General features: G+C 76.9%; 2 protein-coding genes. Both read left to right on the plus strand.

Features of this window, described 5'->3' with window-relative positions; all coding sequences use genetic code 11:
• A partial coding sequence (locus V5O46_RS29250) for an SDR family NAD(P)-dependent oxidoreductase (RefSeq protein ID WP_332887738.1) occupies positions 1-5,856 on the plus strand: 5,856 nt, incomplete at its 5' end.
• Entirely contained in the window at positions 5,856-15,911 is a 10,056-nt protein-coding gene (locus V5O46_RS29255) for a type I polyketide synthase (RefSeq protein WP_332887739.1), read from the plus strand. The genes V5O46_RS29250 and V5O46_RS29255, both read left to right, overlap by 1 nt.
• Positions 15,912-16,064 lie beyond the last annotated feature (153 nt).

A 16,064-nucleotide genomic window follows, 5' to 3' on the forward strand; every position in this document is an offset into this window, starting at 1 on the left:
ACCACGGGGCTCGGGCGGGCGGACCTCGCCCGTATCAGCCGGTCGGGTACCCGGGCCCTCGGTACCGAGGACGGGCTCGCCCTCTTCGACCAGGCCGTCCGTGGCACCGACGCCCTGTCCGTCGCCGCGCTGTGGGACCTGTCCGCGCTGCGCGCGGCGCAGTCGCTGCCGCCCCTGTTCCAGGGGCTCGCAGGGCGGCCGGTCCGGCGGTCGGTCGCCGACGGTGCCGGGCGGGGTGCGGAGTGGGCCGACCGGTTCACCGGGCTGACGCCGGCCGAAAGCGAACGTGCCGCCGTCGAGTGGGTCCGTGAACAGGCGGCGGCAGTGCTGGGGCACGCGTCCTCCGCCGCCGTCGCCGCGGACCGGGCCTTCCTCGACCTGGGCTTCGACTCGCTCACCGCCGTCGAACTGCGAAATCGGCTCGCCACGGCGACCGGGCTGCGGCTCGGCACGACCGCGGTGTTCGACTACCCCACCCCGGCCGGGCTGGCCGCGCACCTGCTGGAGCGCGTGCTCGGCGCCACGACCGGCCCGGCGCAGGCGGCTCCCACCGCCGTACCGGCGGACGAGCCGATCGCGATCGTCGGCATGGCCTGCCACTACCCCGGTGGGATCACCTCCCCGGACGAGCTGTGGCGCGCGGTCACCAATGGCCGCGACGCGATCTCCGGGTTCCCGACCGACCGCGGCTGGGACCTGCGGGCCCTGTTCGCCGACGACCCCGAGCGGCCCGGCACCAGCCACACCCGCGAAGGCGGATTCCTGCACGACGCGGGCGAGTTCGACGCCGACTTCTTCGGTATCAGTCCGCGTGAGGCGCTGGCCATGGACCCGCAGCAGCGGCTGCTGCTGGAGGCGTCCTGGGAGGCGATCGAGCGCGCCGGGATCGACCCCGCGTCGCTGCGCGGCAGCCGGACCGGCGTGTACGCCGGCGTGATGTACCACGACTACGCGGCCCGCGTGGACGTCCTGGCCGACGGCGTCGAGGGCTACCTCGGCACCGGCAACTCGGGCAGCATCGCCTCCGGCCGGATCGCCTACGCCCTCGGTCTGGAGGGCCAGGCCGTCACCGTCGACACCGCATGCTCCTCGTCGCTGGTCGCCCTGCACTGGGCGGTCCAGTCGCTGCGCTCCGGCGAGAGCGACCTCGCGCTCGCCGGCGGTGTCACCGTGATGGCCACCCCGGGTGTCTTCGTCGACTTCTCCCGGCAGCGCGGCCTCGCCACCGACGGACGCTGCAAGTCGTACGGCGCCGGCGCCGACGGCACCGGCTGGTCCGAGGGCGTCGGCATGCTCCTGGTCGAACGGCTCTCCGACGCCCGCCGCAACGGGCACCGGGTGCTCGCCGTCATCCGCGGCACCGCCGTCAACCAGGACGGCGCGTCCAACGGACTCACCGCGCCCAACGGGCCCTCGCAGCAGCGGGTGATCCGGCAGGCACTGGCCGACGCGGGACTGCGGCCGTCCGACGTGGACGCCGTGGAGGGCCATGGCACCGGCACCTCGCTCGGCGACCCGATCGAGGTGGAGGCGCTGCTCGCCGCCTACGGTCAGGAGCGCGCCGAGCCGCTGTGGCTGGGGTCCATCAAGTCGAACATCGGGCACACCCAGGCCGCCGCCGGTGTGGCCGGCGTGATCAAGATGGTCGAGGCCATGCGGCACGGTGTGCTGCCCCGCACGCTGCACGCCGACGAGCCGTCCCCGCACATCGACTGGTCCTTGGGCGCGGTGGAACTCCTGGCCGAGGAGCGGGAGTGGCCGCGCACGGACCGGCCGCGCCGGGCCGCCGTGTCGTCCTTCGGACTGTCCGGCACCAACGCCCACGTGGTGCTGGAACACCTGGACCACGGCGACCGGACGGCCGAGGCCGGCGAACGGCCCGCCGTACCCGTGCCGGTGGCGCTGTCGGCGCGTACCGACGCCGGGCTGCGGGCCCAGGCCGACCGGCTCGCCGCGGCGCTGACCGCCGACCCGGACCTGGTCCCCCTCGACATCGCCTACTCGGCGGTGACCGGACGGGCCCGCCTGGAGCGCCGGGCCACCGTCGTCGCGGCGACCCGAGAGGAACTGCTGGCCGGGCTGGGAGAGTGGGGCCCGGCGACGGTGGCCGGCACCGGGCACACCGCGTTCCTGTTCACCGGACAGGGCGCTCAGCGCCCCGGCACCGGTGAGGAGCTGGCCGCCGCGCACCCGGTGTTCGCCGCCGCGTACGCCGAGGTGTGCGCCGCGTTCGACGCGGTCCTCGACCGGCCGCTGCGCGAGGTCGTCGCCACCGGCGACGGTCTCGACGACACCGGGTACGCGCAGCCGGCGCTGTTCGCGCTGGAGGTCGCGCTCGGGCGGCTCTTCGAGTCCTGGGGCTTCGTACCGGACTTCCTGCTCGGCCACTCCGTCGGCGAACTGGCCGCCGCGCATCTGGCCGGCGTGTGGTCGCTGCCCGACGCGGTGCGCGTCGTCGCCGCCCGCAGCCGGCTCATGGCCGCCCTGCCGGCGGGCGGCGCGATGGCCGCCGTCGAGGCGCCCGAGGAGGAAGTGGCCGCCGAACTGGCCGACGGCGCGGTGCTCGCCGCGGTCAACGGCCCCCGGTCGGTGGTCGTCTCCGGCGCGCGGGACGCGGTGCTGGCCACCGCCGGGCTGTGGGCCGCACGCGGCTGCCGCACCCGGGAGCTGAAGGTGTCGCACGCCTTCCACTCGCCGCTGATGGAGCCCATGCTCGCCGACTTCGCGGCGGCCCTGGCCGACGTGGAGTTCCGTGCGCCGCGGATCCCGCTGGTGTCCACGGTGACCGGCACCGCCGCCGGCGACGAGCTGTGCACCCCCGGCTACTGGGTCCGGCACGTACGGGACACCGTGCGGTTCGCCGACGGCGTCCGCGCCCTCGGCGAGGCCGGCGTGGACACCGTCGTGGAACTCGGCCCGGACGGTGTCCTCACCGCGATCGCCGCTCCGCTGCTGCCGGACACCGCCGTTGCCGTGCCCACGCTGCGTGCCGGACGCCCCGAGACGCCCGCCGTGGCCGCCGCGCTCGGCGCCCTGCACGACCGGGGCGCGGCGGTGGACTGGCCGGCCTTCTTCGCGGGCACCGGAGCCCGGACCGTCGAACTGCCGACGACCGCGTTCCAGCGCACCCGCTACTGGCTGGAGTCCGCCCCCCGGACCGGCGACCTCTCCGCCGCCGGGCTCGCCACCGCCGGGCACCCGCTGCTCGGGGCCGCCGTCGACTCGCCCGACGGGATGCTGCTCACCGGCCGGCTGGACACCGCCACCCACCCCTGGCTGGCCGACCACACCGTCCTGGACACCGTCCTGCTGCCGGGCACCGCCTTCGTGGAACTCGCCCGCGCGGCCGGCGAACGCGTCGGCCTGCCGCGGGTACGGGAACTCACCCTGGCCGCCCCGCTCGTGCTGCCCGCGGACGGCTCGGTCCTGGTCCAGGTGCACGTCGGCACCGCCGCCGACGGCGAGCGGCCGGTCACCGTGTCCGCCCGCACCGACGACGGCCAGGAGTGGACACGGCACGCCACCGGCGTACTCGCCCCGGCGGCACAGGCGCCCGGCACCGACCCGCTGCCCTGGCCGCCGCAGGACGCCGAACCGGTGCAGCCGGCCGGCCACTACGACGAGATGGCCGCCGCCGGCCTCGGCTACGGCCCCGCCTTCCGCGCCCTGCGCGCGGTCTGGCGGCGCGGGGACGGCCCGACCGCCGAGGTGTTCGCCGAGGTCGGCCCCGCCCCGGGCACCGACCCGGCGGGCTTCGGCGTGCACCCGGCGCTGCTCGACACCGCCCTGCACGCGGCCGCTGTCGGTGGACTCGGCGTCGCGGGCGTGCCGTTCACCTGGAGCGACGTCGAGGTGCACACGGCCGGCGCCCGCTCCCTGCGGATCCGGATCGCCCCGGACGGAAGCGGCGGGCTGTCCCTGCGCGCTACGGACGACGAGGGCCGGCCCGTGATCGAGGTAGGAGCGCTGCGTCTGCGCGCGATCGCCCCGGAGGACCTGCGCACCGCGCCGGCCGCCACCGAGGCGCTGTTCGACCTGGACTGGGTGCCCGTCCCCGGCGCGCAGGGCCCGCGGCCCACCGGGCGCTGGGCGGTGCTCGCCCCTGCCGACGCCGCGCGGGCCGAGGTGCTGGGAGCCGGGACCGAGACGGTCAAGGACCTGGCCGTGGTGCCGGAGGACGCGGACGTCGTGCTCGCCGTCGTGCCCGCCGGGGACGGGGCCGCGACCGGCACCGATGTCCCCGAGGCGGTCCGGGTCGCCCTGCGCGACACCCTCGACCTGGTGCAGACGTGGGTGGCGGGGGAGTCCGCCGCCCGGCTGGTGGTGCTCACCCGCGGCGCCGTGGTGCTCGCCGGTGAGCGGCCCGACCTGGCCGGTGCCGCCGCCTGGGGCCTGGTGCGCGCGGCGCAGTCCGAGCACCCCGGCCGGCTCGTCCTCGCCGACGTGGACGACGACCCGGCGTCCCTGGCCGCGCTGCCAGCCGCCCTGGCGACGGGCGAGCCGCAGCTGGTGATCCGCGCCGGTGCGGTCCGCGCCGCCCGCCTGGTCCGCGCCACCTCCGCCGAACCCGCCGTACCCGCCGCCCCGCTGGGCGCGCGCGGCACGGTGCTGGTCACCGGAGCCACCGGCAGCCTCGGCGCCCTGGTGGCCCGGCACCTGGTCGCCGAGCACGGCGCCCGGCGGCTGCTGCTGGTCAGCCGGCAGGGGCGGCAGCCGGAGCTGGCCGCGGAACTCGCCGCGGCCGGGGCCGAGGTCCGCTTCGCGGCCTGCGACGTCGCCGACCGGGACGCGCTGGCCGCGCTCCTGGCGAGCGTCGACCCCGAGCACCCCGTGACGGCCGTCGTGCACGCCGCGGGTGTGCTCGACGACGGCGTCGTCGCGGCGCTCACCCCGGACCGGCTCGACACCGTCCTGCGGCCCAAGGCGGACGCCGCCTGGCACCTGCACGAACTCACCGGCGACCTGGACGCGTTCGTGCTGTTCTCGTCCGCCGCGGGACTCCTGGGCGCACCCGGACAGGCCAACTACGCGGCTGCCAACGCGTTCCTGGACGCCCTCGCGGCGCACCGCCGGGCCGCCGGCCTGCCCGCGGTGTCGATCGCCTGGGGCCCCTGGGCCGACGGCATGGCCGCACAGCTCGACACCCGGCGCGCCTCCCGGGCCGGCCTGCTGCCGCTCGACGCCGCACTCGGCCTGGCGCTGTTCGACGCCGCCCGTGCCGGGGCACCGACCGCCCCGCTCGCCGCCCGCCTCGACCTGCCGGGACTGCGCGCCAGGGCGGCGGAACTCCCGCCGGTCCTGCGGGCCCTGGTGCCCGCCCCGGCCCGGACGGCACCCGAGCCGGCCGAGGCGCTCGCGGACACCCTGGCCTCCCTGCCCGCCGCGGAACGCAAACGCCGGGCACTCGACGCCGTCCTGCGGCACACCGCCGAGGTGCTCGGCCACGCCACGGCCGACGGCGTCGACCGCGACCGGGGCTTCCAGCAGCTCGGCTTCGACTCCCTGATGTCCGTCGAACTGCGCAACCGGCTGGGCGCCGCCGCGGGCCTGCGGCTGCCCGCCACGGTGATCTTCGATCACCCCACGCCCGCCGCGCTCGCCGCCCACCTGGTGGCCGAACTGGCCCCCGGCCGCCCCACCGTGGCGTCCCTGCGCACCAGCACGCTCGCGGAACTGGAGGCCACGGCGGCCGAGTTCGCCGGCGACCCCGAGCTGCGCGAGGGCCTGCGCACCCGGCTGCGGGCACTGCTGCGCACCCTCGACGACCCGGCCCCGGACGAGCCGCTCGCCGAGACCGGCGAGGAGAGCCTCGCCGATCTGCTCGACCTCGCCGACCGGGAGCTGGGGGACTTCTGATGACCGACCACGACCGCACGACCGACCGCACCACCGCACGAGGAGCCACTGCGTTGTCCCAGGAACAGACCGATGACCGCAAGGTCGTGGAGACGCTCAAGCGCCTGACCACCGACCTGCGCCGCGCCAAGCAGCGGCTGCGCGAGGCGGAGGACCGGGCGCACGAGCCGATCGCGATCGTCGGCATGGCCTGCCGGTACCCCGGTGGCGTCAGCTCGCCGGAGGACCTGTGGCGGCTCGTCCTCGACGGCCGGGACGCCATGGGAGCCTTCCCCACCGACCGCGGCTGGGACCTGGCGGCCCTCTTCGCCGACGACCCCGAGCGCTCCGGCACCAGCCACACCCGCGAGGGCGGGTTCCTGCACGACGCGGGCGAGTTCGACCCCGGCCTGTTCGGGATCAGCCCCCGCGAGGCGCTCGCCATGGACCCGCAGCAGCGGCTGCTCCTGGAGACCGCCTGGGAGGCCGTCGAACGCGCCGGTATCGACCCCATCGCGCTGCGCGGCAGCCGCACCGGCGTCTACGCCGGCGTGATGTACCACGACTACGGCACCGGGACCGACCCCCTGCCCGAGGGCGTCGAGGGCTACCTCGGCCTGGGCACGGCGGGCAGCGTCGCCAGCGGCCGGATCGCCTACACGCTGGGCCTGGAGGGCCCCGCCGTCACCATCGACACCGCCTGCTCCTCGTCCCTGGTCGCCCTCCACTCCGCGATCCGGGCCCTGCGCGCCGGGGAGTGCACGATGGCCCTGGCGGGCGGCGCGACCGTGCTGTCCACCCCGGCCGTTTTCGTGGACTTCTCCCGCCAGGGCGGCCTCGCCACCGATGGACGCTGCAAGTCCTACTCCGCCGAAGCCGACGGCACCGGCTGGTCCGAGGGCGTCGGCATGCTCCTCGTCGAACGGCTCAGCGACGCCGAACGGCTCGGCCACCCCGTCCTCGCCGTGCTGCGCGGCTCCGCGGTCAACCAGGACGGTGCCAGCAGCGGCCTCACCACCCCCAACGGGCCGGCCCAGCAACGGGTCATCCGGCAGGCGCTCGCCGACGCCCGGCTCACCACCGCCGACCTGGACCTCGTGGAGGGCCACGGCACCGGCACCCCGCTCGGCGACCCGATCGAGGTGCAGGCCCTGCTCGCCACCTACGGCCAGGACCGTGCCGAACCGCTCTGGCTGGGCTCGGTGAAGTCCAACATCGGCCACACCCAGGCCGCCGCCGGTGTCGCCGGGGTCATCAAGGCCGTCATGGCCCTCCGGCACGGCGTGCTGCCCGGCACCGCCCACTTGACCGAGCCGACCCCGCAGGTCGACTGGACCGCCGGCGCGGTGGAACCGCTGCGGGAGGCCCGCGCCTGGCCCGAGACCGGCAGGCTGCGCCGCGCCGCGGTGTCCTCGTTCGGAATCAGCGGCACCAACGCCCACGTGGTCCTGGAACAGGCTCCCGCCGCGCCCCCCGCCACGCCGGAGTCCCCCGGGACCCGCCCCGCCCCGGCCGCCCTCCCCGTCCCCCTCTCCGCCGCGACCGAGGCCGGCGTCCGCGCCCAGGCGCTCCGGCTGGCCGCCCACCTCACCGAACACCCTGAACCAGCCCCGCACGACATCGCGTTCAGCGCCGCCACCGGACGTGCCGCACTCGCAAGCCGGGCCGTGGTCCTCGCCGACGACCGGGCCGGGCTGCTGGACGGCCTCACCGCGCTGGCCGAGGGACGGCCCAGCCCCGCCGTCGTCACCGGCACCGCCGCGGCCGGAGCGCGCCGGATCACCTTCGTCTTCCCCGGCCAGGGCGCCCAGTGGGCCGGCATGGCCGTACCCCTGCTGGAGACCTCGCCGGTGTTCGCGGCGAAGTGGGCCGAATGCTCCCGCGCGCTCGCCCACTGGGTGGACTGGTCGCCCGACGAGGCGATCCGCTCCCCGCAGGCACTGGAGCGGGTCGACGTCGTCCAGCCCGTGCTGTGGGCCGTCATGGTCGGCCTCGCCGAGCTGTGGCGGGCCGCGGGCGTACGGCCCGAAGCCGTACTCGGCCACTCCCAGGGCGAGATCGCCGCCGCCTGCGTCGCCGGCGCCCTGTCCCTGGAGGATGGTGCGAAGGTCGTCGCGCTGCGCGCCAAGGCCCTGCTCGCGCTCGCCGGCCGCGGCGGCATGCTCTCGGTCCCGCTGCCCGAGGCGGAGGTCCGCGCCCGGCTCGACAGCCGGCCCGGCCTCGGCATCGCCGCCGTCAACGGTCCCGCCACCGTGGTGGTGTCCGGCGAGACGGCCGCCCTCGACGAGGCCCAGGCCGCCTGGGAGGCCGAGGGCGTCCGGGTGCGCCGTGTCCCCGTCGACTACGCCTCCCACTCCCCGCACGTCGCCGAGGTCCGCGACCGCCTCGCCGCCGACCTCGCCGGCATCACCCCGCGCCCGGCGGACGTGACCTTCCTGTCCACGCTCACCGGGGAACCCCTCGACACCACGGGACTCGACGCCGACTACTGGTACCGCAACCTGCGCGAGCAGGTCCGCTTCGAGGCGGCCACCCGGCGCGCCCTGGAGCAGGGCCACCGCGTGTTCATCGAGGTCGGCCCGCACCCCGTGCTCACGCTCGGCGTCCAGCAGACCGCCGAGGCCATGGACGTGTCCGCCGCGGCGATCGCCACCCTCCGCCGCGACCAGGGCGACCTGCTCCGCTTCCGCACCGCGCTCGCCGAGGCCGCCGTCCTCGGCGCCCCCGTCGACTGGGCAGCCGAACTCGCCCCGTACGCGCCCCGCCCCGTCGACCTGCCCACCTACGCCTTCCAGCGCGAGCGCTACTGGCTCACCCCGCAGCGGCGCGCCGCCCTGGCCGCCGGCACCGGCACCGACCCGTGGGACGGCCGGTTCTGGGACATCGTGGACCGCGCCGACGTCGAGGAACTCTCCCGCGCGCTCGGCGTCGACACCGACGACCCGCTCACCGCCGTCGTACCGGCCCTCTCGCGCTGGCGCCGCCTCCTGCGCGAGCAGTCCGCCGTGGACAGCTGGCGCTACACCGTCACCTGGGAGCGGCTCGCCGTCCCCGACGACGCCCGGCTGACCGGGCCGTGGCTGCTCGTCGTACCCGAGACCCGGGCCGGTGACGCCCTCGCCGCGCAGTGTGCCGCCGCCCTCACCGGGCACGGCGCCGACGTCACCACGCTCACCCTGGGCGCGGACGACACCGACCGCGAGGCGCTCGCGGCCCGGCTGGCCGGCCTCCGCCCGGCCGGTGTGCTGTCCCTGCTGGCTCTGGACGACGCCCCGCACCCCGCACACCCGGCCCTGCCCACCGGACTGGCCCTGACCATCGCCCTCGTGCAGGCCCTCGGCGACGCCGACGTCACCGCGCCCCTGTGGTGCGCCACCCGGGGCGCCGTCGCCACCGGCCCCGCCGACCACGTCACCGCCCCCGCCCAGGCGCAGATCTGGGGCCTGGGCCGGGTCGTCGCGCTGGAACACCCCGACCGCTGGGGCGGCCTGATCGACCTGCCCGCCGAGTGGGACGACCGCGCCGCCGGCCGCCTGGCCGCCCTGCTCGCCGGCGGCGGCGACGAGGACCAGACGGCACTGCGCGCCACCGGCGTGTCCGCCCGCCGCCTGACCCGCGCGCCGCTCGGCACCGAGCCCGCCCCCCGGCCCTGGCGGCCGGCCGGCACCGTCCTGCTCACCGGCGGCACCGGCGCCCTCGGACCGCACCTGGTGCGCTGGCTGGCCGAGCAGGGCGCCGAGCGCATCGTGCTGCCCGGCCGCCGCGGCGCCGACGCCCCGATCGCGGCCGAACTGACCGCCGAACTGGCCGGCACCGACACCGAACTCCACTTCCCGGTCTGCGACGTCACCGACCGCGCCGAACTGGCCGCGCTGGTCGGCGATCTCGACGCGGCCGGCACCCCGGTGCGCAGCGTCCTGCACGCCGCCACCGCGCTCGAACTGCGCCCGCTTGCCGACACCCCCGTCGACGCCTTCGCCGGACAGACGGCCGCCAAGGTGCTCGGCGCCCGGCACCTCGACGAACTCTTCGCCGACCGCGACCTGGACGCCTTCGTGCTGTTCTCCTCGGTCGCGGGCGTCTGGGGCAGCGGACTGCACGCCCCCTACGCCGCCGCCAACGCCTACCTCGACGCCCTCGCCGAGGACCGCCGGGCCCGCGGCCTGACCGCGACCTCCGTCGCCTGGGGCATCTGGGCCGCCGTCAACGAATGGGACGGCGTCAACGAGGACGTCGACCCCGAGCGCGTCGGCCGGCAGGGCCTGCCCTTCCTCGACCCGGACCTGGCCGTCGCCGGCCTGCGGCAGACCCTCGACCACGACGAGACGACCGTGGTGATCGCCGACGTCGACTGGACCCGGTTCGTCCCGGTGTTCTGCTCCGCGCGCCGCCGGCCGCTGCTGGAGTCCGTGCCCGAGGCCGCCGCCGTCCTGCGCACCGCCACCGTCGACACCGGAACGGTGTCCGCGCTGCGCGAGCGGCTCGGCTCCCTGCCCGAGGCCGGCCGTCGACGGGCCGTCACCGAGCTGGTCCGCGAGCACGCCGCCGCCGTCCTCGGCCACGACTCGCCCGCGGCACTCCCCGCCGACCGCGCCTTCCGGGACGTCGGCTTCGACTCCATCACCGCGGTCGAACTGCGCAACCGGCTCCGCTCGGCCACCGGCCTCGCCCTGCCCGCCACCCTCGTCTTCGACCACCCGTCGCCCACCGCGCTCGCGGACCATCTCCTGGCGCTCGCCTTCGACACCGCCGCGGCGGACGTAGCCGTGCCCGCCGCCCGCACCGCCGCCGATGACGACGACCCGATCGCCATCGTCGGCCTCAGCTGCCGGTATGCCGGCGGGGTCGTGTCCCCGGACGAGCTGTGGCAGCTCGTCGTGGCCGGGCAGGACGCGGTGGGCGCCCTGCCCACCGACCGCGGCTGGGACCTCGACTCGCTCTACGACGCCGACCCCGACGCCCGTGGCCGCAGCTACGTCCGCCAGGGCGCCTTCCTCACCGACCCCGCCGGTTTCGACGCCGCCTTCTTCGGCATCGCCCCGGCGGAGGCACGAGCCACCGACCCCCAGCAGCGGCTGCTCCTGGAGGCCGCCTGGGAGGCGTTCGAACATGCCGGAATCGACGCCACCGGCCTGCGCGGCGGACGCGTCGGCGTCTTCGCCGGCGCCAACGTCGGCGACTACGCCTCCAGTCGCGGCCCCGGCGCCGGCGGCTCCGACGGACAGCTGCTCACCGGCAACGTGCCGAGCGTGATCTCCGGCCGGATCTCCTACACCTTCGGGTTCGAGGGCCCGGCCGTCACCGTGGACACCGCCTGCTCGTCCTCCCTGGTCGCCCTCCACCTGGCCTGCCAGTCGGTGCGCAGCGGCGAGAGCGACCTGGCTCTGGCCGGCGGCGTCGCGCTCATGTCCAGCCCGGCCGCCCTGATCGGCTTCTCCGCGCAGCGCGGCCTGTCCGGCGACGGCCGCTGCAAGGCCTTCGCCGACGCCGCCGACGGCACCGGCCTCGCCGAGGGCGTCGGGCTGCTGCTGGTGGAACGTCTCTCTCGGGCCCGCGCCCAGGGCCACCGCGTCCTCGCCCTCGTACGCGGCTCGGCGATCAACCAGGACGGCGCCTCCAACGGCCTCACCGCCCCCAGCGGCCCCGCCCAGCAGCGCGTCATCACCGCCGCGCTCGCCGACGCCGGGCTGCGGCCCGCCGACGTCGACGCCGTGGAGGCCCATGGCACCGGCACCCGCCTCGGCGACCCGATCGAGGCCCAGGCCCTGCTCGCCACCTACGGCCAGGACCGCACCGAACCGCTCTGGCTCGGCTCGGTGAAGTCCAACATCGGCCACTCCCAGGCCGCGTCCGGCGCGGCCGGCGTGATCAAGACGGTGCAGGCGCTGCGGCACGGCCTGCTGCCCGCCACGCTCCACGTGGACCGGCCCACCAGCCAGGTCGACTGGACCACCGGCGCCGTCGAGGTGCTGACCGAGGCCCGGAACTGGCCGGCCCTGGACCGGCCGCGGCGGGCCGCCGTGTCGGCGTTCGGCCTGTCCGGCACCAACGCGCACGTGATCCTCGAACAGGCCCCCGCCGAGGACGCCCAGCTGATCCCCGAACAGACCCCTGCCGAGGACGTCCCGCAGACCGCCCCCGAGCCCGTGCGGCCCGTGGCGTGGCCGGTGCACGGCCGGACCCGGAACGCCCTGCGCGCCCAGGCGGCCCGGTTGCGCACCCACCTGGAGGCCCGCCCCGACGCCCGCCCGGCCGACGTCGGCTGGACCCTCGCGGCAGGCCGGGCCGTGTTCGACCACCGCGCCGTGGTGCTCGGCACCGACCGCGCCGAGCTGCTGCGCGGACTCGACGCCGTCGCCGCCGGCACCCCCGACCCCGCGGTCACCGACGGCGCCGCCCAGGGCGCCGACCGGGTCGTGTTCGTCTTCCCCGGACACGGCGCCCAGTGGCCCGGCATGGCACGCCGGCTCTTCGACGACTCCCCGGTGTTCCGGGAGAGCGTGCTCCAGTGCGCCGACGCCTTCGCCGAGTTCGTCGACTGGTCCCTGCTCGACGTGCTCCGCGACGAGGAGGGCGCGCCGCCGCTGCACCGCGTGGACGTCGTCCAGCCCGCCCTGTTCACCATGATGGTGTCGCTGGCCGCGCTGTGGCGCTCGTACGGCGTGGAGCCGTCGGCCGTGGTCGGCCACAGTCAGGGCGAGATCGCCGCCGCCTACGTGGCGGGCGCCCTCGACCTGCAGGACGCCGCCCGGATCGTCGCCACCCGCGGCAAGGCCTGGCTGACCCTGGCCGGCACCGGCGGCATGGCCTCCGTGGCGCTGCCCCGCGCCGAGGCGGCCGAGCGGCTGCGCCCGTTCGGCCACCGCCTGGACATCGCGGCCGTCAACGACCCGCGCTCGGTCACCGTCGCCGGCGACCTCGACGCGCTGGAGGAGTTCCTGACCGGCCTGGAGGCCGAGGGCGTCCGCGTCCGCCGGGTCCGCCAGATCGTCGGCGCGGGCCACACCGCGCACGTCGACGCGCTGCGCGACCAGCTGATCGAGACCCTCGCGCCGACCGCGCCGCGCTCCGCGCCGATCGCGTTCTGCTCCACCGTCACCGGCGAACTGCTCGACACCGCCGGCATCGACCACCACTACTGGTACCGCAACGCCCGTCAGACGGTCCTGTTCGAACAGGCGGTCCGCACGCTGGGGGAGCAGGGCTACGGCCCCTTCCTGGAGATCAGCGCGCACCCGATGTTCACCGTCGCCGTGCAGGAGACCCTGGAGGACGCCGGCGCCGACGCCCCGGTCCTCGCCACGCTGCGCCGCGACGAGGGCGGGCGGGACCGGTTCCTGCGCGCCGCCGCCGAGGCCCACACGGCCGGTGTCACCGTCGACTGGCGGCCGGCCTTCGCCGGCACCGGAGCCCGTACGGCCGAGCTGCCGACGTACGCCTTCCAGCGCTCCCGGCACTGGCTGGAGCCGGGCGGAGACAGCGGCGACGTGACGGCCGCCGGCCTGGCACCGGCCGGTCATCCGCTGCTGGGCGCCGTGGTCGAACTCGCCGACGGGGCCCTGGTCCTGACCGGCCGGCTCTCCGCCACCGCACAGCCCTGGCCGGGGCCCGAGGCGCCGGACGCCGCGCTGGTCGACCTCGTCCTGGCCGCCGCCGACCGGGCCGACTGCGCGGGCATCGGCGACCTGACAGTGTACGAACCGCTGGTCGTGCCGGCCGGCGGCGCCGACACCCGGCTGACCGTCGGCGCACCCGACGCGGCGGGCAGCCGCACGGCCGCCGTCCACACCCGCACCGCGGACAGCCCGTGGGTACGCCACGCCGAGGCCACGCTCGTCACCCGGTCGGTCCCCGGCGACTCCCTGACCGACTGGCCGCCGGCCGGCGCGGAACCGATCGACCCGCCCGCGGAGACGGGCCGCGCCGGTGTCGCCGTGACCGCCGCCTGGCAGCGCGGTGACGACCTCTTCGCCGAAGTCGCACTCGACGACGGCACCGCCGAGCGGGCCGACGCGTTCGCCCTGCATCCGCTGCTGCTGGACGCCGTCCTGAGCCCGCTGCTCGACGGCGAGCTGATGCCCACCGCGTGGTCGGGTGTCCGCCTGCACGCGGCCGGGGCCAGGACTCTGAGAGCGTGCGCGGAGCGCACCGGCCCCGACACCGTGGCGCTCACCCTGGCCGACCCCGAGGGCGGCCCGGTACTGACCGCCGACACCGTCCGCCTCGCCGCCGCGCCCGCCGCGGGAGCCGGCCGGCGGATCGGCAAGGACGCCCTGTTCCGGATGGAGTGGGTGCCGGCGCCGCTCGCCGCGGCCACGCCCGGCCGCTGGGCCGTGCTCGGGGCCGACCCGCTCGGCGCCGCCGACACCCTGCGCGCCCTCGGGCACACCGTGCACGGCGCCGACGGTCCGGCCGGCCCGACCGAGGTGCCCGACGCGGTGCTGATCACCGCCGCCGGCGCCCTGGACGAGGCGCCCGCCGAGGCACGCACCGTGCTGCACGGCACGCTCGCCACCCTCCAGACCCTCCTCGCCGACGACCGGTTCGCCGCCGTACCGATCGTGGTCCTCACCCGGGGCGCCGCCGCCGACCGGGCCGACGATCTCGCCGGCGCCGCGGCCTGGGGCCTGGTGCGCTCCGCACAGTCGGAGCATCCCGGCCGCTTCGTCCTGGCCGACATCGACGACGACCCCCGCTCCTGGCGGGCACTGGCCGGCGTACCGGCCACCGGGGAGCCGCAGCTGGCGCTGCGGGCCGGCGAGGCCACCGTCCCGCGGCTGGCCCGCCTCGCCCCGCCGGACGGCCCGGCGCCGTGGAACCCGGACGGCACCGTCCTCGTCACCGGCGCCTCCGGCGACCTCGGTGCGCTGGTGGCCCGGCACCTGGTGGCCGCCCACGGGGCCCGGCACCTCGTGCTCGCCTCCCGGCGCGGCCCCGCCGCCCCGGGCGCCGCCGAACTCGGCGCCGAGCTGCGTGCGTCGGGCGCCGCCACGGTCACGCTGGCGGCCTGCGACACCGCCGACCGCAAGGCGCTCGCGGAACTCCTCGCCGCCGTCCCCGACGAGCACCCGCTCACCGCGGTCGTGCACAGCGCCTCCGTCCTCGACGACGGGGTGATCGCCGCACTCGACCCGGACCGGCTGGACACCGCGCTGCGCCCGAAGGCCGACGCGGCCTGGCACCTGCACGAACTGACCCGGCATCTGGACCTGTCCGCCTTCGTGCTGTTCTCGTCCGTGGCGGGCACCTTCGGCGGCCTCGGCCAGGGCAACTACGCGGCGGGCAACGCCTTCCTGGACGCGCTGGCCCGCCACCGCCGCGCCCACGGCCTCCCGGCGACCTCCGTGGCCTGGGGCTGGTGGGCGGAACGCGCCGCCAAGAGTGGCCACGGCACGGACGCCGAGGCGCCCGTCGCCGTCAACGGCATGACCCCGCTGACCGAGGACCACGGCCTCGCCCTGTTCGACGCGGCTTGCCGCGGCGACGAGCCGTTCGTGGTGGCCGGCGCGCTGCACCTGCGCTCGCTGCGCGCCGCGGCCGACGAACTGCCGGCGCCGCTGCGCGGCCTCGTCCGGGCACCCGCCCGCAGGGCCGCCGCCCAGGCCGCCGGGACCAGCACGCCCACGGTGGCCGGGGAACTGGCCGGCCGCCCGCCCGCGCAGCGCGAGGCGTTCCTGGTGGACCTGGTGCGCGACGAGACCGCGCTCGTGCTCGGCCACACCGGCCGTGACGACGTACCCGCCCACCACCGGTTCCTGGACCAGGGATTCGACTCCCTGGCGGCGCTGAAGCTGCGCAACCGGCTCGCCGCCGCCACCGGGCTGCGGCTGCCGCCGACACTCGTCTTCGACCACCCGACCCCGACGGAGCTGGCCCGCCATCTGCTGGCCGAACTCGCCCCGCCGGCGGACGCGAAACCGCCCGCGTTCGACGACGAGGACGCAGCCACGGCCGTCCTGGTCCTGGAGGAACTCGGCCAGTTGGACGAGGCCATCACAGGGCTGCCCGCCGACGGGCCCGAACGCACGCGTATCGCCGGTCTGTTGGCAGACCTGCTGGCGAGGTGGGGTCGATGAGGTTGCGCACAGCACTGGCCACGGGCCCTGGACCGTCCGATAGCATCACCATGATCGCTACGGCAGGGCGGGCCCACCACCGACCCGGCCGCACCGCGCCACGGGGGCGGGTACGGCTGACGGCGATCGATACGCGTGAGCAGGCAGGCACGT

Source organism: Streptomyces poriticola (assembly GCF_036689765.1).
Classification (GTDB): domain Bacteria; phylum Actinomycetota; class Actinomycetes; order Streptomycetales; family Streptomycetaceae; genus Streptomyces; species Streptomyces poriticola.